This window comes from Paraburkholderia sp. GAS199 (genome assembly GCF_050436585.1).
In the GTDB taxonomy this organism is placed as follows: Bacteria; Pseudomonadota; Gammaproteobacteria; order Burkholderiales; family Burkholderiaceae; genus Paraburkholderia.
Genome location: NZ_JBNDMM010000011.1, coordinates 1 through 23,278, shown reverse-complemented (window position 1 = coordinate 23,278; position 23,278 = coordinate 1). Strand labels below are relative to the sequence as shown.

Sequence of the window (23,278 nt, the reverse complement as noted above, 5' to 3'; positions counted from 1 at the left end):
CTATTCCGCGATCCGTTTGAAGGTGACGTAATAGTCGTCGGTGTAATAGCAGTCGGTGGTCTGCTTGCGTGGACCACCGCACACCACCCGGCGCTGTCCGCGATCGGTCATGCCGGGCGTGCGCACCGTGTATGTGTGGTAATAGCCGCGAGGATGTTGCGGCAGCAGCGCCGCGCTATTGCGGAACAGCACGCCGTCGTCTTTATAGGGGTACGGGCCGCCCGCTTTAATCAGACGCAAGGTCTCGCCGGCTTCGCCCGGCAATTGCGCCTTGCCGATGGAACCCAGCGCACCCGACGCGGCGAGCGTGCCGCTGGCAGTCGAGGCCGCCTGAACCGGCACCTGACTCGCAGACGCGCCCGCATCCTGATTAGCGTTTTGCGATCCGCCCTTGTTGCATCCTCCGAGCACGGCGCTCAGCGCGAGGATGCAGGAAATAGCCCACGTTCGATTCACGAAACGGTTGCCTCCGGGTTGATCAGCATTCGGCTGCCGCGAGCGATCTGAACGTATCGCCAACGGCCGGGTGATTCAATGCCAGACGCCCGTCGGGTCAAACGCAAACTGCCGGTGTCGTCCAACCCGGCGATGCGCGCCGATGCGGGCCGATGCGGACCAAAGCGCAAGCGGCCCGCGCCCCCGTGCCCGGTTCAGAAGCTATGCGACAAGCCCACCAGCGCGCCGGTCTGGTTCATGCCCACGCCCGGTGTCGCGCCCGGCCCGCCCGCGCTGACGCTGTACGCGGCGTGGCGGCTATTCGCCAGAAAGGCGCCTTGCACGTAAGCCGCCGTGCGCTTGGACAGGAAGTACGCCGCGCGCAGCATCCCCATGGTCGCACGCGTGTCGTGCTGCTGGTTGATCATGCGGAAAGCTTCGCCCTCGACCTGAAAAGCAGGTGTGACGAGATACGAAACGCCCGCGAAATACAGGTCCGAGCGCACCGAGGCCGGGCCGCCCTCACCGGGCTCCACGCGCCGGCCCAGCCAGCCTGCGTCGAACTTCACGCCGCTGAACTTCGCATAAGCGTTGAGTTGCGTGCGGACGTCCCGGCCGTTGCGTCCGAGCGGCGCGGGCGCGAAGCCGTCGAAGAAGCTGAAGGCCGCATTCTGGCCGCCGCGCTGGTCCTCGTACGACGCCGCGGCGCCGAAGTGCGCGCTGTCATAGCGCAGCAACGCGGAAAGGTTGCGGCACTGCTGGAAGTCGCCGGCCACCTGACCCGCGCACGTGCCTTGGCCCGGCGAATTGCCGGTGCCCGCGGAGTCGCGTCCGAACGAATACATCGCGCCGACCGTGACCGGACCGAAGCGTCCTTTGTAGGCCACGCTGTTGTCGGCGCGTGCGTTGGGCAGGTAGTTGTCGAACGAGCCCAGGCTATAGACCGCCGGCCCTGAAATTTCGCTGTCGGCGAGGGCGTACGTGGTCATGGTGTACTGGCGGCCAAACGACAGCGTGCCCCAACCATTCTGCAAACCGACCCATGACTGACGGCCGAACAGCCGGCCGCCCTGGCTGATATCGCCGCCGCGCGTATTGAAGCCGTTTTCCAGCACGAAGACGGCCTGCAGTCCGTTGCCGAGATTTTCCACGCCGCGCAAGCCCCAGCGCGAAGGAATCAGCCCGCTGTTCGCCGGCATGCGCGCCAGCGTCTGCCCTTTTGCGCCGACGTGATCGACGACCTCGACGCCCGTATCGACCACGCCGTACAGCGTGACGCTCTGTGCATAGATCGTACAACTAATCGATGATAAAACCAGTCCTGATAGAAGTGAAAGTCGCATGCTGTCTCCTGTTGTTTGCTGTCGCCGCCCCGGACGTCGATTGGCTGCTGTGCGCCGGGTGCGGCATTCTTATGCCCCGCGTCGTGATAAACGGCGCAGGAATTCTGTTTCCTCGGCGGTTGCTTAAGCTATCATTCAGGTTCAACCTTGTTGCAGCAACAGCCATTCATGACCAAATCCGTGCCTCCATCGCGTGCCCAGCGCGGGCGTCCTGGAACCAGCCAGAATGCAGCGGTTCCGCTCACCCAGCCGTTGCCGGCGGAGCGACCCGATCACGACCTGGATCACTCGGTCGGCTATCTGCTCAACCGCGCGGCCAGCATCATCGCGGCCCGCTTCAGCGACGACCTGAAGGCCTACAACATCAATCTGCAAACCTGGCGCGTGCTGGCAGCGCTTCGTCACGAAGATCACCAGACGCTCTCCGATCTCGCGAGCCACACCGGGTCCGAACTGTCCTACCTGTCGCGCGCGGTGAGTGCGCTCGAAACCAAGGGCTTCGTCGAGCGCAGCGAGTCGCCCGCCGACCGCCGCAACATTCATCTTTCGATCACGCCCGCGGGCGCCGCGATCGTCGCCGAACTCGCGCCGCGCGCCTGGCAGATCGAGCGCATGTCCATGAAAGGCGTGACGCCCGAAGAACTCGCCATCACGCTCAAGACATTGCGCGCGGTCTTCTCCAACCTCGTCGACAGTTGCGAAGACGCCTCCGTCGTCAATCGCAAGCTGACGGTGGCGCGCCGCGTGCGCCGTCGCGAAGCGCGCGACGAAGCGTCGGAATGACCGCGCGGGCTGAATGCGCGTGCCCATTGCCCGCGCCGTCGCGCCGTCAATGCGCATGCGGCACGAAGTCCTGCGTGATCTGCTTGTATTCCAGAAAGTCCTCCACGGACGCGAGCCCGCCCAGGCGTCCGGTGCCGCTCGCCTTATAACCGCCCTCCTCGAACTCGACCGCCAGATTCGCCCAGCTATTGATGGAGACGAGGCCGGCGTGCAGGCGCCGCGCGACCCGAACCGGGCGATCGACGTCACGGCTCCAGACGCAAGCGCTGAGTCCGTATTCGCTGTCGTTGGCCATCGCGATGGCTTCTTCTTCGGTGTCGAAAATCTGCAAGGTCTGCACGGGCCCGAAGGTTTCGTCGCGGGCAATCGGCAAGCTTGCATCGTCGATCTCGAGCAGGGTCGGCAGATAGAACGCGCCGCCCGCCAGCGCGGCGTCGTCCGGCACGCCGCCGCGCACGATCACGCGTGCGCCGGCCGCGATCGCCGCCTCGACGGCCGCATCCACACGCCGCACCGCCGCCTTGTCGATCAGCGGACCCATCTGGCTTTCCGGGTTGGCAGCGGGACCGGCCCGCACGGCGCGCAAGCGCGCGGCAAGCCCCTCCTTGACGGCGTCCGCCAGCTTGCGATGGACGAGAATCCGGCTACCCGTCATGCAGAATTGCCCGGCGAACACCGTGCAGGACTTTTCGAGCACCGGTAGCGCGGCGCTCACGTCGGCGTCGTCGAAAATCAGATGCGGCGTCTTGCCGCCCAGTTCGAGGCCGACGCGCTTGAGTTGACCCGCGGCGGCTTGCGCAATAGCGCGCCCGGTCGCCGTGCTGCCAGTGAAACTGATGGCCGGAACCACGCGCGACTCGACGAGCCGTCGCGCGCCGGCGGCGCCCGACTCGATCACGATGTTCACCACACCCGGCGGAATGTCGCGCACACTTTCGACGATGCGACCGAGCAGCGCCGCCGTTTGCGCGGCCTGATGCGGCATCTTGATCACCGAGGTGCAGCCCGCGGCCAGCGCCGGCGCCAGCGCGCGTATGCACAGGTAAGCGGGCGAATTCCACGGCACGATCAGCCCGGCGACACCGACCGCCTCGCGAATCGACATCGCCTGCTGACCGGGCCGGCTTTCCAGCACGCGGCCGAAGTTGTGCATCGAAAGACCGACGGCAAAGCGCAGCGCGCGAGGAATCAGCGAAGCTTCGAAGCGGGCTTCCGCGCGAATCTTGCCGTTTTCCCGGCATAGCGTATCGACTACCTCATCGAGCCGTGCCTCGAATGCGTCGGCGAGATGGCTCAGCGCAGCGGCGCGCCGATGCGCATCGTTTTTCCATGGACTACGCAGAAAGGCGTCGGCCGCTGCGTCGATCGCGGCCTGCATGGTTGCTTCGGGTGCGTCGAAAAAATGGCCGATCACGGCGCCTGTCGCCGGATCGATGCTTTCGCGGCGCGGACCATCGTCGCGCCACGCGCCTGCCACCCAATGCTGCGCCTCACGTACTGCTGACATTGAAGGTTCTCCTGTTTCTACAGATCATGCCGCAGCGGTGCGGGCGCCTTCGCGCGCGACGCGATCGAGCAGACGCGCGGCGTTGCCGCCCTCCACTGCGCGCAATTCCGCCGGCTTGAAGCCGACCTCGCGCAGACCGGCCAACGTCGCCTCCATGCCGTGCTCGGGCACGAACGGAAAATCGGTCCCCAGCAGCACGTTCTCCGGCGTGACGAGCTTGAGCAACGCCGCCATCGAGATCGGATTCGCAGAAATGGCCGTGTCGTACTACAGGCGGCGCAGGATCGGCATCACGCCGCCGGGCACGTGACGGGCCAGACCTTTGTCGATGGAGCCGAGCATCGCCATGCGCGTGGCCAGATACGGAACCGTGCCGCCGCCATGCGAGAAGATGAAACGGATGTCCGGGCAACGGTTGAACGTGCCGGAAAACAGCAGGCTGGCAACCGTACGCGTGGTGTCGTGCGGAAACTCGATCAGCGAGTCGGGTTGGTCGGGCAGCAAGCCCCGGTTGCAACTGCACGAGGTCGGGTGAACATAGACCACGGCCTTGCGTCGATTCAGTTCGTCGAAGACCGGGACGAAATCCGCGTGGCCGAGATAGCGGTCGCCGTAGTTCGTCATCAGGCCGATGCCGTCCGCTTTCAACGCGTCGAAGGAATGGTCGATCTCCTGCATCGACGCATTCACGTCCGGCAGCGGCAAGGCGGCGAACGTTCCGAAGCGCGTGGGATGATCGGCCACCATCTGCGCCGAGAATTCGTTGCAGGCGCGCGTGAGGCTGCGCGTTTTCGTCATGTCGGGCATCCACAGCGGCGGTGCCGAGACAACCGCGGTCGTGATGCCGTGACGGTCCATCACGTCGAGCGAATCCGCCACTTTCCATTGCGGCGCGACGCGATTCGGTGCGGGCGCACCGATCGCCTCCTCGCCCATGGTTTGCCGGAATACGGGCGGCAGGAAATGGTGATGCACGTCGATCCGCTGAACGGCGCCAGCCGCCGACGCAGCCGCAGACGAGCCCGGTCCAGCCGCCGGCCCTGTCTGCGCCATGCCCGGCACGACCTTGCTCGCCAGCAGCCCGGCCATCATCATGCCGAGCTTGCGACGCGCGGGACTCGTTGCCCGCCCGCTCCCCTGATACGGCTCATGGTTCGATGAATACATAGCGCTTCCTGATTGGGTTGCGGCACTCACGCCGGCTCGGCCACGACACGATTCTCGATCGCCCCGATACCGTCGATCTCGGCGCGCATCACGTCGCCGATCTGCAGATAGCGGGCCGGGCTCATCGCCACGCCCACACCGGACGGCGTGCCGGTCGCCAGCAGATCGCCCGGTTCGAGCACGAAGGCGGTGGAGAGGTGCGCGATCTGCGCGTAGATGTCGTGGATCATCGCGCCCGTCTCGTCGTCCTGACGCAACTCGCCGTTCACCCACATGCGCAAGCGCAGCGCGTGCGGATCGCCGAGTTCGTCCGGCGTGACGATCCACGGCCCGGTGGGACCGCAGGTGTCGAAGGATTTGCCGATGGTCATGGTCTGCGTGGCGAGTTGCCAGTCGCGCACCGAGACGTCGTTGCAAACCATGTAGCCGGCCACGTAGGCACTCGCCTTGTCGCGCGACACGTGTTTGCAGCGACGGCCGATCACGGCGCACAACTCGACTTCGTAATCGAGCTTGTCCGACACCTTGGGCAGATGCACGTCGCCGAACGGACCATTGATGCAGGAGACCTGCATGTTGAACCACACTTGCGTCGGCGGCGTCGTGACGCCGACCTTGGCGGCCTCCTCCACGTGCTTGCGATAGTTCATGCCGATCGCGAGGAACTTCGAAGGATTGGGCAGCGGCGCGAGCAGTTCGGCCTCGACGAGCGGCACGGCATGATCGCCGCGCACGGCGTGCGCGCGCGCCATCGCGTCGGGACCGGCCTGCAGAAGCGCCAGCATGGTGTCGGGCAACCCGGCGTCGTTGCGCGGCAGGTCGATCACGCGATCGCCTTCCACTTTGCCGATCGAGGTCTTGCCGTGATGTCGATAAGTAACGAGTTTCATGAGTGTCGAAGAGTGAAGTTAGGCGAGGCTTGCGGGAGACGCGTCTTCGTTGAGCCGCGTTTCTCCGTGCGCCACGACGGGAAACGGATAGCGGCGTGGCAGCCGCAACAGCAGAACGGCGGCGCAGGCCAGCACGGCGACGAAACCGGTCAGCGCGGGACGATAGGAGCCCGCGGCGTCGAACGTGGCGCCCATCACGAAGGGGCCGAGTCCGGTGCCGACGGTGAATACCGCGAACAGGTAGCCGTAGATCTGGCCGAACGCGCGCAGCCCGAAATAGCGGCTTTGCAGATACGCGATCAGATCGACTTCCGCGCCCATGCCGAGACCGACCAGCACCGCGCCGGCCGTCGTGAGTGCGGGATCGCGGCTGGCGAGCAGCGTCAGGACGCCGAGCGCGGGCAGGATCACGAACGCGACCGCCACGTGAGGTCCGAAGAAACGGTCCAGCAGGAAGCCGCACAGCAGACGCCCGACGATCAGCGACACACCGATGCCCGAGAAAACCGCCACCGCGCGGCTGGCGGGAATGCCGCAGTCGGTGAGCAAGGGAACCAGATGCGCGATGGTGCCGTTGGTGACGATGGGAATGCACAGGAACACCACCGCGAGCATCCAGAAGTGCGGGCTGCGCACCGCCACGCTCGCCTCGATGCCGGGCAGGCCGCGCGCATGATCGTGACCATGACCATGAGCGTTCCCACTACCGCGCGCCGACGTCGCCGCGCGCGGCACGTTGTCCGCGTTGCCGACGAACAGCGCCACCGCGACGAACGCGATCACGAACACCGTCGCGCCCACCGCGACGTATGCACCGCGCCAGCCGAAGCGGTCGAGATACAGTTGCGTGAGGCGCGGCACCAGCGCCGCGCCCAGCCCGACGCCCGTCATGGCGATGCCCATGGCGAGTCCACGCCGCCGGTCGAAGGCGGCGGCAATCGCCTTGGCGTACGGCAGCGGCGCCTGTCCCGCGCTGAACAGTCCGACCAGCGAAAACATCGCGAGAAACACCACCGGCACGCCGGGCGCCAGCGACATCGCCGCAATGGCGAGCGCAAACAGCGTGATGGCGGCGAGCGTGACCCGTTTGATGCCGTGACGATCCATCAGCTTGCCGGCCAGCGGCGTGGCCAGCGCCGCAAACACCGAGCCGAGCAGCACGGCGGCGGACACCATGCTGCGATTCCAGCCAAGCTCCAGCATGATCGGCTTCATCAGCACCGAAGCCGAAAACTGCAGGACCGTGACGTTACCGACGATCAGTCCCAGGACCGAGCCGAACACGATCCACCAGCGATTCCTGAACATACCTCGCACGATTGTCTCCAGTTGCTTTTGTTATGCAGCGCGGCGCAAGACGCAAAACGTCACCTGGCGCCACGTCATGTCTTCAGGCCGGGCTGCCGTGCTCGATGAAGCGTCCGGCGTGAAACAGCAGCGGCGATTCGCTGCCGTACGAAAAACGCTCGACGTGACCGAGCACCATCACGTGATCGCCATAAGTCTCGATGGCGGCAGTGCGGCATTCGAAGCGCGCCAGCGTATCGCCGAGCACCGGCACGTCGCCGAGCCCGGAGCCGATCCGGTCGCTGAAGGACGCGAACTTGTCCTCCGACGGCCGCGCGAAATGACTCGCGAGATCCTGCTGGCCGGCCGCGAGAATGTGCACCGCGAAATAACCCGACTCCCTGAACACCGGCAGGCTCGGCGCGCGGTCGTTGAGATACCAGGCCACCAGCGGCGGATCGAGCGAAACGGAACAGAACGAATTGACGGTCAGCGCGGCCTTGCGTCCGTCTTCTGTGCGCGTCGTGACGATGCACACGCCCGTGGCGAAACGGCCCAGCGCATTGCGCAATTCACGGCTATCGACAGATGACGTGCTCATGCTTTTTCCCCGACTCGTTCAAGGTTGAATTCAGGCGCGGCGTTCGCGCCGGCACCGGTAAAGCAGCGCGGATCGCGCGTCGATCCCCAGTAATCCAGCGACACCGGCGACGGTTCGATGCGGCGCGGCGCACGCGGAAACGCTTCGGGAAACGCCTCCATGCCGAAGCTGTATTCCATCGTGAGGCCGTCCGGATCGAGGAAGTACAGAAACACGCTGTCCGACGCGGGATGACGGCCCGGTCCGAACACGATGTCCGAGCCGGCGTTTTTCAGCCGCGTCAAGGCGCGTCCGATGTCGTCGATCTCCGTCACCATGTAGTTGACGTGATGCAGACTGCGGCGCTCGTATTGCGCGATGCCGATGCCGTGATGCCACGGACTCGGCCAGCAGCGCATGAACGTGATGAACTCGCCGACCGAATCCGACTCGCGGAAATTCAGCACGTCGCGCCAGAATTCGACGGCGCGCGCCGCGTCCGGCGTGTTGAACACGACGTGGCCGAGCCGCTGGATGCGCGTCACCGACGCCTGGAACGGACGCGCCGAATCCGCCGACGGCACATAGAACTCCACCGTCGCGCCCACCAGCGGTTCGAAGACGCGTATCGCCCTGCTCTGCGCACGCGCGCGACAGGTGCGCTCGTCGATTTCATGCACCGTCAAACCGGCGCTCGCGAGACGCTCGATCAGCGGCGCGAACTGCGCCGCGTCTTCCAGCATGAAACCGGCGCAGCGCAGTCCTGCTTCGCGCGCTTCGTACAGCACCACGTTGTGGTGATCCTGATCGCAACGCAGACGGATGCCGCCGTCGGCGGCCGTGTCGACGTATTGCAGCCCGACGATCTCTTCGTAAAAACGGCGGGCGGTTTGCAACTGGGTGACGTTCAGTTCGACGCGTCCCAGCTTCCGGTATCGGACCATCGCTCGATCTCCTTCAATACTGGCCGCGCGGCGGCAGGCCGAGACGCATCTGTCCGTACATCGTGGACACGGCCTGCCAGTTCACGCTGATGTGATGCGCAAGCGCGTTGATGTCGCGCCAGGCACGCTGGATGCCGTTGTCGAGCTGGATGCCGGTGCCGCCCACCACGTCGTACAGCGCGTCGATCGCCTCGACACACAGCCGCACCGAATAGGCATGGCCGCGTCGCAAGGTGATGCGTTGCTCGACGCTCAGTTTTTCGCCCGCGTCGACCTGCGCGGTGACGAGTTGCAGATCGCGCTGCAGGATCAGTTGCGCGGCGTCGACCGCCGCTTCCGCCTGCGCGACCGCGGTCTGCACGTGGCCGAACTGCGAGATGGACGCACCGCCGCCCGCAAAAGCGCCGCGCGTGGCGCGTGCCGCGATGCTGGCGACGAATTCGTCGATCGCTCCGCGCAACGCCGCGACCGCGGGATTGGCCAGCAAGGGCGGAAAGCCGCTGAGAAACGGCACGCGGTACAACGCGGATTCGTGAATCTGCGCGCCCGGCGCTTCCTGCTCCAGCACATTGGCGAACGACACCGTGCGGTGCGCGGGAACGAACACCTCGTCTTCGATCGCGATGTCCTTGCTGCCGGTGCCGGCGAGACCGACCGTATGCCACGTATCGAGAATCCGGTATTCGCCCTGCGGCACGAGCAGGAAAATCGGCCGCGGCGGCACGCCTTCCGGTTGCTCGACCATCGCGCCGAGCGCGAGCCATTGCGCGTTGTCGCTATTGCTGCCGAAACTCCAGCGGCCCTTCAGGCGATAGCCGCCCTCAACCGGCACGGCCTTGCCGGTCGGCGCGATGCACGAAGCGAGCAGCGCGTCGGGCGAGTCGCCCCAGACGTCCTGCTGCGCCGCTTCCGGAAACATGCCGAGCACCCACGGGGCGGCGGCGCTCAAGCCATAACACCAGCCGGTGGACGTTCAGCCGCGGCCGATTTCGAACGCGAGGCTTCGCAACGCTTCGAGGCCCAGTTCGTATCCGCCGAAACGGCGCGGCTGCACGACACGGTAGAGGCCGGCATCTTTCAGCTGCTGCGTGATGTCGGCGGAAACGCGACGGTCCAGTTCGGTTTGACGGGCGCGCTGCGCCACTACCACGCGCAATTGCGCTGCGGCGTCGAGCAGACGCGCGAACAGATCGTGTCCCGACAGGTCGGCGGCGTCGACGCTGCGCACGGCGGCCGGACGTTCGAGGATGCTTGAAACAGAGGTCATTCGGTAGTCTCCTAAACTATTGCAAAAGCAACCAATCCATGATCGAATTAAAACCTGTAATGGTTGGTTTTGCAACCTTTAAAGCAGACTCACGAGCCCAGGAGTTACCCGAATGACGACTCATATCCCGACAGCGCGTTGCGGCTGCATCGATATCCATACGCATGTGGTCCCGCACGATTTCCCCGCCTACGTCGGCAGCCGCGCGGGTGCGCCGTGGCCGTCGATGCGCGAGGCGCAGCCCTGTCACCGGCACGTGATGGTGTCGGGCAAGGTGTATCGCACGGTGTCGAATCAGGCGTGGGACAGCGAAGTGAGACGCGCGGACATGGAGCGGCTCGGCGTCGCGCGGCAGGTGCTCTCGCCGATGCCGGAACTGCTGTCGTACTGGCTGGATGCGGAAGACGGCGCGTTGCTGTCGCGCTTTCTGAACGAGACGCTCGCGAACATGGTGGCGCGCGCACCGGAGCGCTTCAGCGCGCTCGGCGCGGCGCCGTTGCAGGACATCGACCGGGCGATCCGGGAGATGGAATTCGCGGTCGGCACGCTCGGGCTGTCGGGTATCGAGGTGGGCAGCAACGTGGGCGGCGTGCCGATCGGCGACCCGCGCTTCTGGCCGTTTTTCGAGGCCGCGCAGGCGTGCGGCGCGGCGATTTTCGTTCATCCGCTGCGGCCGGCCGGGATGGAGCGGCTGGTCGGGCCGGCGTCGCTCGAACAGATCGTCGCGTTTCCGGGTGAGATCGGGCTGGCGGCCGCGTCGATCGTCACGGGCGGGCTGATGAGCCGCTTTCCGCGCCTGCGCATTGCGCTCAGTCACGGCGGCGGCGCGATCCAAACCTTGCTGCCGCGCATGCAGTTCGCGTGGGAGTGTCAGAACGCGTTGCGCGACGCCATGCCTGTCGCGCCAATGGAAGCCGCCCGCACCCTCTATTACGACGACCTGCTCTACAGCGCCACGGCGATCCGCGCGCTGCTCGACACCGTGGGCGAAGACCGCCTGATGATCGGCACCGACTATCCGTTCGCCATCATGGACACCGATCCGGCCGCCCGCGTCGATTCATTGGGTCTGAGCGACGCCGTGCGGGAAGCTTTACGCTGGCGCAACGCCGCGCGCTGGCTGAACCTTGCGTGACGCTCAGGCCACATGGGCCGCCCGCGTCAATTCAGGCCGCATCCAGCGCGGACCCGCTCGTGTCGTGCATCAACTCGCCCGCCACTTCGCGCAGGCAGGCGTTGAACAGTTGCGCGGCGGGCAGGCTCGAATCGGCGCGCCAGTACGCGACGATCTCGCCGAGCGGCTCCAGCGGCGGCAACGGCAGCACGCGCATATTGCCGCGCATCACATGCGGTCTGGCGGTGGACATCGGCAGGATCGAGACGAAATCGCCGCTGCGGATCAGCGCGATGTTCAGCGTCAGCGCGCTCGATTCGACCGCGCCGCCGCCCACCGCGATGTCGTGCGCGCTCAGGGTCTCGATCAGGGTGGCGTAGGCGGGCGAGCCGTGCATCGGCGTGATCCAGCGGGTTGCGCGCAGATCGTCCCAAGTTACCTGACGGTCCGGGTCGCCGAGCGGATGATGCGCGCCGACCACGAACACGAAGGGCTCGCGGTGCACCACTTCCTGGCGTAGCGCGGTTTGCGTGGCGGGAATGCGGTTGCGGCCGAGCGCGATATCGAGGTCGCCGTCGTCGAGCATCTTGATCTGACGGTCGAGCGTGGCTTCCGCGAACGACAGCGACGCCGACGGCGCGCGCCGCATGAAGAGTTGCACCGAGTTCGCGATCAGCGGTTCGGGAATCGTCACCACCGCGCCGACCCGCACGTGACCGCCCGTGCCCGACGCGAGCGCGCTGACATCGCGCCGCGCCAGTTCGATATGCCGCAACACCTCGCGGCCGCACGCGACGATCACCTGGCCGATGCCGGTCAGCTCCAGCGCATTACCGACCCGGTTCACGACCGGCACGCCGAGCGCGTCTTCGATTTCGCCGATCTGCTTCGAAATGGCCGGTTGCGTGACGTGGAACGCGGCCGCCACACGCGTGACCTGGCCAAGCTCAGCAAGGCTCACGAGAATCCGCAGATGCGGCAGTTTGAGTCCGCTGCGAAAGAAACGCTCGATCGGATCGTTGTTTTGCATGGCAAGGGTTTTCCCGGAAAAACGGTTCGGCATAACTGTTCAGTTATGACTTTCGCCGAAAACGTGATTTGCGGCAACGCCTTCGTGGCGTCTACTCTTTCGACACTGCCATCAGAAGGCAGCGGTTCGCGGCAAGGGCGTGCGGCGCATCAGTCCGGCATTCACGCAGCGCAGCCGTACCAGAACGAACAAACAACGAACCAGCAACGAGACAGCGCGCCGAACGCGCGCACTGGAGACAACCATGAGCGTCCCTTCATACGGGTCGGGGTCCGCGGGCAGCACCGATGCGGCCGACCCTCACAACGCCGCGCTTTACGCGAAACTCACGCGACGCATCGTGCCGTTTCTGTTTCTCGCTTTCGTGGTGGCGTATATCGACCGCGTGAACGTGAGCTTCGCCAAACTGCAGATGCTCTCGGACCTGTCACTGAGCGAAACGGTCTACGGCGCGGGCGCGGGCATTTTCTTCGTCGGCTATTTCTTCTTCGAGGTGCCGAGCAACCTGATCCTCAACAAGGTCGGCGCGCGCCGCTGGATCGCGCGGATCATGGTCACGTGGGCCATCGTGTCGGGCCTGACGATGTTCGTGAGCGGCCCGACCTCGTTCTACGTGATGCGCTTTCTGCTGGGTGTCGCCGAAGCGGGCTTTTTCCCCGGCATTCTGCTGTATCTGTCCAACTGGTTTCCGTCGGCCAGACGCTCGCAGATCATCGCGCTTTTCATGACCGCGATTCCGGTGTCCGGCGCGATCGGCGGTCCGCTCTCGGGCTGGCTGATGGCCCATTTCGCGGGCACCTACGGCCTCGCCGGATGGCGCTGGCTGTTTCTCGTGGAAGGCATCGGCTCGCTCGCGGTCGGCATCGCGGCGTTCTTCGTGCTGCACGACCGCATCGACAACGTGCGCTGGCTGAACGCCGACGAAAAAGCGCGCCTTGCCGCCGACCTCGCCCGCGACGCGGTCACGCGCACCGAAACCTCGGCACGCGGCGCCTTCGCGAGCAAGCGAGTGTGGCTGCTCGGGCTGCTGTACTTCTGCATCGCGATGGGCAATTACGGCCTCGCGTTCTGGGTGCCGACCATCATCAAGGCGAGCGGCGTGGCGAGCCTTGGCAACATCGGCTGGTTGTCGGCGGTGCCGTCGCTCATCAGCGCGGTCGCGATGGTGCTGATCGCGCGTCACGCGGATCGCCACGACGAACGCCGCGTGCATGTCGCCGTCTGCTGCACGATCGGCGCATTCGGCCTGCTGGCCTCGGTGCTGTTCGCGTCGAACGTGACGGTGTCGATCGTGGCGCTGATCGTCGCGGCCATCGGCATCAATTCGATCGCGCCGGTGTTCTGGGGCATCCCGACCGCGCTGCTCGGCGGCGCGGGCGCGGCGGCGGGTATCGCCGTGATCAATTGCACCGGCAACCTGGCCGGCTTCGTGAGCCCGTTCATCGTCGGGCGGCTGTCCGACATGAGCGGCGGCAAGCTGCTGCCGGGCATGCTCGCGATTGCCGTCGCGCTGCTGATCGGCGCGGCCATCGTGCTGCGCATGCCGCTCAAACGCGCTTCGGCGCTGAACGCCGGCGCGGGCAACGCCGGCATCGCGCAGCGCACCTGAATCAGCGCAACCCGTTTCAACGCACTTAACCCATAGGACCTGAACATGACGCAATCGAGCACGCCTGTCTGCGTGGTGACAGGCTCGGCTTCGGGAATCGGCGCGGCGAGCGCGCTGCGCTTCGCGCAGGCGGGCTGGTCGGTGGCGATCGGCAACTTCGACGACAGCACGCGCGACGCCGCGCTGGCCGTCGAGGCGGCCTGCCGCGAAGTCGGCGCCGACACCCTGGTTTTCGACGCCGACGTCGGCGACGACGCCCACTGCCGCCGCGCGATGGACAGCGTGGCGAGCCGCTGGCAACGCATCGACACGCTGATCAACTGCGCCGGCACGACCCGCGTGATTCCGCACAACGCCTTCGACGAAATCGACGCGCTCGAATTCGAACGCGTGTACCGCGTGAACCTCATCGGTCTCTATCAGATGACGCGCGCGGCGGTGCCCTTGCTGCGCGAATCGGCCGGCCTGTCGAACGTGAAGCGCAGCACCAGCGTCATCAATATTTCGTCGCTCGCGGGACTCAACGGCACGGGCTCGTCGATCGCGTATGCCGCGTCGAAAGGCGCGGTCAACACGCTGACGCTGTCGCTCGCGCGCAGTCTCGCGCCGCACGTGCGCGTCAACGCGATCGCGCCCGGCATGGTCGACGACGGCCTGTTGCTGCGCGTGCTCGACCCGCACGCCTATGACGGCGTGCTCGCCAGAATGACCGAACAGGCGCCGCTCAAACGCGTCTCCATGCCCGCCGAAATTGCCGATCTCGCCTGGTTCCTCGCGACCCAGGCGCCGGGCATCACGGGCCAGGTAATCGCCGCCGAAAACGGCCTGCTGCTGAACGGCTGACGGCATTGGCGGCGCGGCGAACTTGACCCGCCGCGGCTCACCCTGCAACGCAGCTCAAAAGACAACGGACTTTCCCCATGACCAATCTGCACAAGCACCGCTCGCGCCGCGTGACCGACGGCGTCACGCGGGCGCCGCATCGCGCGTTCCTGCGCGCCACCGGACTCGACGACGAGTCGATGCAAAAACCCTTCGTCGCGATCGTCGATACGTTCGGCGAGAACACGCCCTGTTCGATGTCGCTCAATCAGGTCTCCGACAACGTGCGGCTCGGCATTGCCGCAGGCGGCGGCGTGCCGATTCGCGGCTCGGCGATCTCGGTCTCCGACGGCACCTCGATGAATCATTCGGGCATGCGCATGAGTCTGGTCTCGCGCGAAGTGGTCGCGGACAGCGTCGAGCTGTTCGTGCGCGCGCACAACTACGACGCGCTGATCGGCGTGGCCGGTTGCGACAAGACCCTGCCCGGCATCCTGATGGGCATGGTGCGCGTGAACGTGCCCGGCGTGTTTCTGTTCGGCGGCGCAATGCTGCCGGGTGTCGCACCCGGCCAGTTGCCCGGCGGTGCAGGCACCGGCCTGCAACGCCAGTCCACGATTCTCACCACCATCGAAGCGGTAGGCACGGCGCAGCGCGGCGACATCAGCCGCGCGCAACTCGACGCTATCGAAAAGCAATGCACGCCGACTGCCGGATCGTGTCCCGGCCAGTTCACCGCGAACACCATGGCGATGGTGGCGGAAACGCTCGGCCTCGCGCCGCTCGGCTCGGCGATGGTGCCGGCCGTCTATAGCGAACGGATCGCGATTGCGCGCCGCGCGGGCGAGACCGTCATGCGCATCCTGACGCAAGGCGGCCCGCTGCCGCGCGATCTCGTCACCATGGAAAGCCTGGAGAACGCCTGCGCGGCGGTGGCGGCCACCGGCGGCTCGACCAATGCCGCGCTGCACATTCCGGCTATCGCCAACGAAGCCGGCATCCGCTTCACGCTGGACGACGTGCAACGCGTCTTCGCGAAGATTCCGCTGATCGGCGATCTGCAACCGGGCGGCCGCTATCTCGCCCAGGATCTGCATCACGCGGGCGGCGTGCCGGCGGTGCTGAACGCGCTGCTGGCAGGCGGCTTTTTGCATGGCGACGTGCCCGCGCTCGGCGGCGGCACGCTCGCCGAAGCCTTGCGCGCTTTCGGCGGACCGGACGGCACGGTGGTGCGTCCGTGCGACGAACCGCTCGGCGAAAACGGCGGGCTCGTGATCCTGCGCGGCAATCTTGCACCGGACGGCGCGTGCCTGAAAATCGCCGGACTCAAGTCGCTCGCGTTCACGGGCGCGGTGCGCGTCTTCGAATGCGAAGAAGACTGCATGGCGGTGGTCGCGGCGCGCGATTACCGCGAAGGCGACGTGCTGGTGATTCGCAACGAAGGACCGAAAGGCGGTCCCGGCATGCGCGAAATGCTCAGCGTAACGGCCGCCATCTACGGTCAGGGGATGGGCGAGAAAGTGGCGCTGCTCACCGACGGCCGCTTTTCGGGCGCGACGCGCGGCCTGTGCATCGGCTACGTCGGACCGGAAGCCGCGGCGGGCGGTCCGATCGGTCTGCTGCGCAACGGCGACCGCGTGCATATCGACGCGCGCGAAGGCATTCTGCGCGTCGAACTGTCGGACGACGAACTCGCCCGGCGCCGTGCCGATGCGCCGCCGCCGGTGAAGCGCCGCCTCGCCGGCGTGCTCGAAAAATACGAGGCGCTGGTGCGTCCTGCGCACCTCGGCGCGATTACGCATTCGGGCAATGTCGAGTGGCCGTACGACGCACCCACACCGGGCGACGACGGAGCCGCCGTATGACGCTCGCGCTGCTCGGTTTTTGCGGACTCGGCAAGATGGGCGAGCCGATGGCGCAACGGCTCGCCCAGGCAGGTTATCCGCTGCACGTGTGGAACCGTTCGGCCACCAAAGCCGAGACCTTGCAGTCGGCGGCGGCGAACTGCGTGGCCTGCGAATCGGCCGCCAAGGTCGCGGCCGGCGCCGACATCGTGATGCTCTGTCTCGCGGACGCCGCCGCGGTCGAAGCCGTGGCGTTCGGCGCCGACGGCCTCGCGAGCCGCGCGCGTCGAGGCGCGACGCTCGTCGATCATTCCACGCTCGCGCCGTCACAAACGCGGGTGTTCGCACAGCGCTGGCACGAACTGACCGGCGGTCAGTGGATCGACGCGCCGGTCTCCGGCGGCACGGCCGGCGCGGCAGCGGGCACGCTCGCCATCATGGCGGGCGGCGACGCCGCGCTGATCGACACGCTCGCGCCGATCCTCGGCGCCTACGCCGCGCGCGTCACGCGCATGGGCGGCACCGGCGCGGGACAGTCCACCAAACTCGCGAACCAGACCATCGTCATGACGACGATCGCCGCGCTTGCCGAAGCCACCCGACTGGCTCGCCACGCCGGCATCGACGCCACGCGCATGCCTGCCGCGCTCGCCGGCGGCTGGGCGGATTCCGTGCTGCTGCAAACGCTGATGCCGCGCATGATCGAACCACCCCCACAGGCGTCCGGCACGATCCGCACCATGCTGAAGGACCTCGACGCGGTCGAGCAACTGGCGCGCGAGAGCGGCGCGGCGATGCCGGTCGCGGGACTCGTGCGGCGCTGGCTCGCACAGGCCGTCGCGCAAGGTCTCGGCGACGCCGATATCTCGCAGATCGTCACCGTGGAACTGGAGACGGACGCGACCACGCACGCATGAGATAGCGTGCGCGAGGTTTTGCACGAACACCGGCCGTCGCTGCATGGCGGGCGCGCCGGGTCGACCTATAAGCCATGCGTCAGGAGACAAGATGCAAAACCTCGAATCGGCAAACGTGCGCGGCGCGTCGTTCGACAGCCTGAGCGCGAGCCAGTGGCGGCTGATCATTCTCGCGAGCCTCGGCGGTGCGCTGGAGTTCTACGACTTCGTCGTCTACGGCGTGTTCGCGCAATTCATCGGCCGCGCGTTCTTTTCGATGCTCGACCCGATGATGGCGCTGGTGCTCTCGTTCGCGGTGTTCGCCATCGGCTACCTGTCGCGGCCCATCGGCGGCGCGGTGCTCAGCTGGTTCGGCGACCGCTACGGACGGCGACGCGTGTTCATCGTCTCGGTGATCGTCGTGTCGCTCTCGACCATCGGCATGGGCCTCGTGTCGACCTACGCCAGCTGGGGCATCGCCGCCACGTTCACGATGATCCTGCTGCGGCTGGTGCAGGGCTTCTGCCTGGGCGGCGAGTTGCCCGGCTCGATCACCTACGTGGTCGAAACCGTGCCGCGCCGTGCCGGCTTCGTGTGCGGCATCGTGTTCTTCTGCGTCAACTCGGGCGTGCTGCTCGCGGCGGCGGTGAATCTCGGCGTGCATGCCGTGCTGACCCCGGACGACGTCGCCAACTACGGCTGGCGCTTTGCGTTCATCTTCGGCGGTGTGATCGGACTGCTCGGTTTCTGGCTGCGTCGCAAGCTGGAAGAAACGCCGGAATTCGCGCACATGAAGCACATCGCCTCGAAGCATCCGTTCGCCGAACTCATGCGCGAACACTGGCGGCCGGTGCTGCTCGGCATACTCACCATCGCGGCCACCGCCGGCTACAACGGTCTGCTGTTCGCCCACATGCCTGCGTATCTCGACAAAGTGCTGCATTACGACCCGCATCAGGTGGCGCTCGGTCAGAACGTGGCATTGGCAACGGCGTCGCTCGGCATCCTGATCGTCGGACGGATCGGCGACAGCGTGCCGCGTCGTCATCTGATGCGTGCCGGCGCCCTGCTGCTGATCCTGCTCACCATGCCGTTCTATCACGCGGCAGTCGCCCATCGCATGGACCTGATCCCGCTGATGCTGCTCGGCGGCCTCGGTGCGGCGCTCATCAACGGCACCTTCGCCTGCATCATCGCGGACATGTTTCCCACGCGCGTGCGTTTCAGCGGCGTGGCGCTCGCGTTCAATCTGAGCTTCACGATTTTCAGCGGCACGGCGCCGCTGATCGGCACATGGCTCATCAGCCGCACGGGCGACCTCGCGGCGCCCGGCTACTTCATGCTGGTGTGCGCCGTGCTGACCTTCGTGGCAACGTTCGGACTGAAGGCCTTGAGCGGGCAGATTGCGGCACGCGTCCCGGACTGAGCGGCACGCATGCGGTCCTGCTGACCGCTTCTGAATCGACGCGCGCCGGGTGACTGGCGCGCGTCGAGTCCATTTCGAGTCGCTCCGACAGACTGCGATTTACCCCACGCCGCCGGCATCCGCGTCTGCCGGCTTTTTGACTCAATTTTAACTAACCAGTTAGAATATACGGAAATCGAAGGCTCGGGACCGCTCCCGCGCCTTCTGTTTCCGTTCGCATCTGCGATGCTTTTCTGGGGAAAACGAGTTGTTACGGCGTAAATTTCTTTCGTCAATGATCCTGATGGCCGCAGGTATCGCGGTGGCCAAAGCGCGTGTGATTTTCGGCGGCATGCCGTGGTTCAAGGACCCGGTGGTGTTGCCGGAACCCGTCGTGCCGGACGGCTGGAAGTTCTTCACGGCAGAAGAAGTGGCCGCCGTGGAAGCGATAGCCGACCGCCTGATTCCGTCGGACGACCTGAGCATCGGCGGCAAGGAAGCCGGTTGCGCGCTCTTCATCGACCGTCAGTTGAGCGGCGACTACGGCCGCGCCGCCACGCAATACCGGCTGGGCGAATTCAAACCGGGCACACCGAGCCAGGGGCCGCAGATCAAAGACACGCCGGCCGAACGCTATCGCGCCGGCCTGAAGTCGCTCGACGAACACTGCAAACGGAACTTCGGCGGCAAAGCCTTCAGCGCACTGTCCGCCGCACAACAGGATGCGCTTCTCACGCAACTCGAATCCGGCGCGCTCGCGCTCGGCCAGGTCGATCCGAAAGCGTTTTTCAACCTCGTTCTGCAGAACGTGCGCGAAGGTTTCTTCGCCGATCCGATCTACGGCGGCAACAAGGACATGGCCGGCTGGAAGATGCTCGGCTTTCCCGGCGCGCAATACGATTTCCGCGACGTGATCGGCCGTCAGGGCGAAGACCTGAAGATCATTCCGATCAGCCTCATCGGCCGCAAGAGCTGAAGCGCAGCGCGAGTCGTCGAGGCTGACGCAACGAGCACGCATTTTTACTGCATCACTGCACCCCACTGCACCCCACTGCAACAAGCGGAGAATTACATGGCACTCAAACGTGCTAAGGCCGACGCCGTTATCGTCGGCCTCGGCTGGGCCGGCTCGCTGATGGCAAACGAGCTCACCCAGGCCGGTCTGAACGTCGTCGCGATCGAACGCGGCGCATGGCGCGACACCAGCAGCGACTTCCCCACTACCGTCGACACCGACGAATTGCGTTTCGCCACGCGTCGCGCGCTCATGCAGCCGCCTGCCGTCGAAACGCTGACGTTCCGCAACACGCCCGATCAGACCGCCCTTCCCTTGCGCGACTGGAACACCTACCAGTTCGGCATCGGCGTAGGCGGCGCCGGCACGCACTGGAACGGCATGACGTGGCGGTTCCTGCCGAACGACTTCCAGACCTATTCGAACACGGTCGAGCGCTACGGCAAGAGCAAATTTCTCGAGGGCATGCAGGTGCAGGATTGGGGCGTGACCTACGCCGATCTCGAACCGTTCTACGACCGTTTCGAGCGCCTTGCCGGCACCTCGGGCCGCGCCGGCAACATTCAGGGCAAGTTGCAGGAAGGTGGCAATCCGTTCGAAGGTCCGCGAAATCGCGACTATCCGCTGCCGCCGCTGGAGCGCACGCGGGTTGCCACGCTGTTCGACAAGGCCGCGCGCGAACTCGGCTATCACCCGTTCCCCGTGCCGGCCGGCAACACCTCCGGCGCGTATGTGAATCCGCTCGGCGTGCACATGGCGCCGTGCACGTATTGTGGCTACTGCGAATTCTTCGGTTGCGGCAACTGGTCCAAGAGCAGCCCGCAGGCGTGCATCATGCCGGCGCTCATGCAGCGCAAGAATTTCAGCGTGATCACCGAATCCGAAGTGCTGCGCGTGAATCTCGCTGAAGACAAAAAGACGGCAACGGGTGTCACTTTCGTCGATCACGAGAACAACGAGTGGGAGCAGCCCGCGGATATCGTCGTGATTTCGGCCTATCAGATGGACAACGTGCGTTTGATGCTGCTCTCGGGTATCGGCAAGCCGTACGACCGCGATACCGGCGAAGGCGTGGTAGGCCGCAACTACGCGTATCAGACCATCTCGGGTGCGTCGATTTTCTTCGAGAACGAACGGCTCAATCCGTTCATCGGCGCGGGCGCACTGGCGCAGGCTATCGACGATTTCAACAGCGATAACTTCGACCACAGCCATCACGACTTCATCGGCGGCGGCGTGGCGCTCGTGCATTCGACGAACGGCCGGCCGATCGGTCTCGCCAACGGTGTGCCGCCCGGCACACCGCGTTGGGGCAGCGAGTGGAAGAAGGCGTATCAGCACGCATACCAGAACTACAACTCGATCTACGTGATGGGCAACAGCTATCCGCATCGGGACGTCTATCTCGATCTCGACCCGGAATACAAGGACCGCTTCGGTCGTCCGCTGCTGCGCGTCACCTTCGACTGGATCGAAAACGACAAACGGTCGGCGAAATTCATGGCCGACAAATCGGAAGAACTCGGTCACGCGATGGGCGCGAAAACCGTCGTGCGCAGCGAGCCGACTACCCGGCCGTTCTCGCCGATGGACAATCTTTCCTCGCATACCACCGGCGGCGCGATCATCGGCGACGATCCGAAAACGAGTGCGCTGAATCGCTACCTGCAAAGCTGGGACGTGCACAACACCTTCGTGGTGGGCGCTTCCGCGTTCGCCAATAACGGCGGCTACAACCCGACCGGCACCGTCGGCGCCACGACTTTGTGGGCGGCCGAGGCCATCAAGTCGCAGTACCTGAAATCGCCCGGCCCGCTGGTGAGGATCTGAACGTGCGCACGAGAACACTCATCGGCTCCTTGAGCGCCGTGCTGCTCGCCGGCGCGGCTTTTCTCGCGTGGGATCACACGGACGAAGCGCATGCGCAGGACAAGCCGCAAAACACGCCGGCGCATGTCGCTGCTGCGCTGTCGGCCAGCCATAGCGGCAACGGCAACGGCAACGGCGACGCCGCGCAGGACGCCGTCAGGCGCGGCCTCTATCTGGCCCGTGCCGGCGACTGCATTGCCTGCCACACCGCCGAGGGCGGCAAGCCCTTCGCGGGCGGTTTGCCGCTGCAAACGCCGTTCGGCAAGATCGTCGCGAGCAACATCACACCAGACAGGCAAACCGGTATCGGCACGTGGACGGATGCCGAGTTCATTCGCGCCGTGAAGGAAGGCCGCGGCAAACACGGCGAATTCCTCTACCCGGCCATGCCGTACACGGCCTACGCGAAGGTCAGCGATCAGGATCTGCGGGACATCAAGGCGTATCTCGACACCGTGCCCGCCGTGAACAACAAGGTGGAGGCGAATCAGTTGCCCTTCCCGTTCAACATCCGCATGCTGATGTTCGGATGGAACCTGTTGTTCTTCGATAACACGCCCTTCCGGAACGACGACCGGCAATCGGTGGAATGGAATCGCGGCGCGTATCTGGTCGAAGGGCTCGGACACTGCGCGTCGTGCCATACCGCGAAGAACTTCCTCGGCGGCGACAAGGCTGCGTTGCAAGGCGGCGCTTTGCAAGGCTGGTACGCACCGGAAATCACTGGCAATGCGTATACGGGGCTCGGAAAATGGTCGACGGACGAAATCGTGGAGTATCTGCACACGGGCGGCAATAACCGCAGCGTCGCGTCGGGACCGATGGCCGAAGCCGTGACCAACTCGCTGCAACACATGAGTCCGGCCGACCTGCGCGCCGTGGCCGTGTATCTCAAGAGTTTGCCGGGTTCGGATCGCAAGGCGCCTGCCGCACTCGCCGCGAGCGATGCCACCATGACGCTCGGCCACGCGCTTTTCATGGCGAATTGCGCGGCATGTCATCGTTCGTCGGGCCAGGGCGTGACGGGGATGGTGTCGTCGCTGGCGGATAGCGCCGGTGCACGGGCACCCGATCCGGCCAACATGCTGCGCACGATTCTGATCGGCAGTCGCGGCGCCGTCACGCAAAGCAATCCGACGGGCGCAGCCATGCCGAACTTCAGCTGGAAACTCAGCGACGGCGACATCGCGGCCATCTCGACCTACGTGCGCAACAGCTGGGGCAATGCAGCGCCCGCCGTTTCCGCGGACGACGTCAAGAAAGCGCGCGGCAGTCTGGGTGCACAGATGGCGATTGGCGTCGCACAGAGCCAATAAAAAACAGGCGGCGATTCAAGCCATAAAAAGCGGCGTGGGGGGGGGGGGGGGGGGGCCCGCCCCCCCCCGGTTTTTGTGGGGGTGGGGCGTTCAGCAATCGCCCCGCGGGGGTAACACCCACACCCGGGGCGGCCCCCCCCGCCAACCTCGCGCCG

Annotated in this window: 20 protein-coding genes and 1 pseudogene; 10 read left to right on the top strand and 11 right to left on the bottom strand. The window is 65.7% G+C overall.

Annotated elements, in window-relative coordinates; translation table 11 throughout:
- Positions 1 to 456, bottom strand: a complete 456-nt coding sequence (locus P3T18_RS32305) for a ribonuclease (RefSeq protein WP_429304037.1) — start codon at positions 454 to 456, stop codon at positions 1 to 3.
- A 194-nt stretch (positions 457 to 650) separates the two neighbouring features.
- Positions 651 to 1,778, bottom strand: coding sequence for a porin (locus P3T18_RS32300; RefSeq protein ID WP_429304036.1), 1,128 nt, complete (start codon positions 1,776 to 1,778; stop codon positions 651 to 653).
- Positions 1,779 to 1,946: 168 nt separating this feature from the next.
- Between P3T18_RS32300 and P3T18_RS32295 the strand changes: the two genes are divergently transcribed.
- Positions 1,947 to 2,561: a MarR family winged helix-turn-helix transcriptional regulator gene (locus P3T18_RS32295; protein WP_429304035.1), complete on the top strand. Its 615-nt coding sequence runs from the start codon at positions 1,947 to 1,949 to the stop codon at positions 2,559 to 2,561.
- A 46-nt stretch (positions 2,562 to 2,607) separates the two neighbouring features.
- Here P3T18_RS32295 and P3T18_RS32290 read toward each other — a convergent pair whose 3' ends face one another.
- The 8 genes and pseudogenes from P3T18_RS32290 to P3T18_RS32255 form a co-directional block, all read right to left on the bottom strand.
- Positions 2,608 to 4,068, bottom strand: a complete 1,461-nt coding sequence (locus tag P3T18_RS32290; RefSeq protein ID WP_429304034.1) for an aldehyde dehydrogenase family protein — start codon at positions 4,066 to 4,068, stop codon at positions 2,608 to 2,610.
- A gap of 24 nt (positions 4,069 to 4,092) precedes the next feature.
- Positions 4,093 to 5,121, bottom strand: a pseudogene (locus P3T18_RS32285) (amidohydrolase family protein).
- 140 nt (positions 5,122 to 5,261) lie between these two features.
- Positions 5,262 to 6,125, bottom strand: coding sequence for a fumarylacetoacetate hydrolase family protein (locus P3T18_RS32280; protein WP_429304033.1), 864 nt, complete (start codon positions 6,123 to 6,125; stop codon positions 5,262 to 5,264).
- A gap of 18 nt (positions 6,126 to 6,143) precedes the next feature.
- A complete protein-coding gene (locus tag P3T18_RS32275) occupies positions 6,144 to 7,433 on the bottom strand; it encodes an MFS transporter (protein WP_429304032.1) in 1,290 nt (429 codons plus the stop codon).
- An 82-nt stretch (positions 7,434 to 7,515) separates the two neighbouring features.
- Entirely contained in the window at positions 7,516 to 8,013 is a 498-nt protein-coding gene (locus P3T18_RS32270) for a flavin reductase family protein (protein ID WP_429304031.1), read from the bottom strand.
- Positions 8,010 to 8,936 carry a VOC family protein gene (locus P3T18_RS32265; protein ID WP_429304030.1) on the bottom strand — a complete coding sequence of 309 codons (927 nt, stop codon included), beginning with the start codon at positions 8,934 to 8,936 and terminating at the stop codon, positions 8,010 to 8,012. Before P3T18_RS32265 ends, P3T18_RS32270 begins: the two co-directional genes overlap by 4 nt.
- Before the next feature lie 13 nt (positions 8,937 to 8,949).
- Entirely contained in the window at positions 8,950 to 9,885 is a 936-nt protein-coding gene (locus P3T18_RS32260) for an acyl-CoA dehydrogenase family protein (RefSeq protein WP_429304029.1), read from the bottom strand.
- Between the two features lie 24 nt (positions 9,886 to 9,909).
- Complete coding sequence (locus tag P3T18_RS32255; protein WP_429304028.1) at positions 9,910 to 10,203, bottom strand: hypothetical protein; 294 nt, start codon at positions 10,201 to 10,203, stop codon at positions 9,910 to 9,912.
- A gap of 112 nt (positions 10,204 to 10,315) precedes the next feature.
- Here P3T18_RS32255 and P3T18_RS32250 point away from each other — a divergent pair, with 112 nt between their 5' ends.
- Positions 10,316 to 11,338 carry an amidohydrolase family protein gene (locus P3T18_RS32250; RefSeq protein WP_429304027.1) on the top strand — a complete coding sequence of 341 codons (1,023 nt, stop codon included), beginning with the start codon at positions 10,316 to 10,318 and terminating at the stop codon, positions 11,336 to 11,338.
- 31 nt (positions 11,339 to 11,369) lie between these two features.
- Here the strand turns inward: P3T18_RS32250 and P3T18_RS32245 are convergent, their stop codons facing one another.
- On the bottom strand, positions 11,370 to 12,347 hold the full coding sequence (locus P3T18_RS32245) for a LysR family transcriptional regulator (protein ID WP_429304026.1): 978 nt from the start codon (positions 12,345 to 12,347) through the stop codon (positions 11,370 to 11,372).
- Between the two features lie 244 nt (positions 12,348 to 12,591).
- Between P3T18_RS32245 and P3T18_RS32240 the strand changes: the two genes are divergently transcribed.
- The 8 genes from P3T18_RS32240 (at position 12,592) to P3T18_RS32205 (ending at position 23,123) form a co-directional block, all read left to right on the top strand.
- Positions 12,592 to 13,956, top strand: coding sequence for an MFS transporter (locus tag P3T18_RS32240; protein ID WP_429304025.1), 1,365 nt, complete (start codon positions 12,592 to 12,594; stop codon positions 13,954 to 13,956).
- Positions 13,957 to 14,001: 45 nt separating this feature from the next.
- Positions 14,002 to 14,799 carry an SDR family NAD(P)-dependent oxidoreductase gene (locus P3T18_RS32235; protein WP_429304024.1) on the top strand — a complete coding sequence of 266 codons (798 nt, stop codon included), beginning with the start codon at positions 14,002 to 14,004 and terminating at the stop codon, positions 14,797 to 14,799.
- A 77-nt stretch (positions 14,800 to 14,876) separates the two neighbouring features.
- Positions 14,877 to 16,643 (top strand): dihydroxy-acid dehydratase, encoded by a 1,767-nt coding sequence (ilvD, locus tag P3T18_RS32230; RefSeq protein WP_429304023.1) that lies wholly within the window; start codon positions 14,877 to 14,879, stop codon positions 16,641 to 16,643.
- Complete coding sequence (locus tag P3T18_RS32225) at positions 16,640 to 17,539, top strand: NAD(P)-dependent oxidoreductase (protein ID WP_429304022.1); 900 nt, start codon at positions 16,640 to 16,642, stop codon at positions 17,537 to 17,539. Before ilvD ends, P3T18_RS32225 begins: the two co-directional genes overlap by 4 nt.
- 91 nt (positions 17,540 to 17,630) lie before the next feature.
- Positions 17,631 to 18,944, top strand: coding sequence for an MFS transporter (locus P3T18_RS32220; RefSeq protein ID WP_429304021.1), 1,314 nt, complete (start codon positions 17,631 to 17,633; stop codon positions 18,942 to 18,944).
- A gap of 283 nt (positions 18,945 to 19,227) precedes the next feature.
- The gene (locus tag P3T18_RS32215; RefSeq protein WP_429304020.1) at positions 19,228 to 19,899 is read left to right on the top strand and encodes a gluconate 2-dehydrogenase subunit 3 family protein; all 672 of its coding nucleotides are present in this window, start codon (positions 19,228 to 19,230) and stop codon (positions 19,897 to 19,899) included.
- A gap of 96 nt (positions 19,900 to 19,995) precedes the next feature.
- Positions 19,996 to 21,768 carry a GMC family oxidoreductase gene (locus P3T18_RS32210; RefSeq protein WP_429304019.1) on the top strand — a complete coding sequence of 591 codons (1,773 nt, stop codon included), beginning with the start codon at positions 19,996 to 19,998 and terminating at the stop codon, positions 21,766 to 21,768.
- Positions 21,769 to 21,770: 2 nt separating this feature from the next.
- Positions 21,771 to 23,123, top strand: coding sequence for a c-type cytochrome (locus P3T18_RS32205; RefSeq protein WP_429304018.1), 1,353 nt, complete (start codon positions 21,771 to 21,773; stop codon positions 23,121 to 23,123).
- The last annotated feature ends 155 nt before the right edge of the window (positions 23,124 to 23,278 follow it).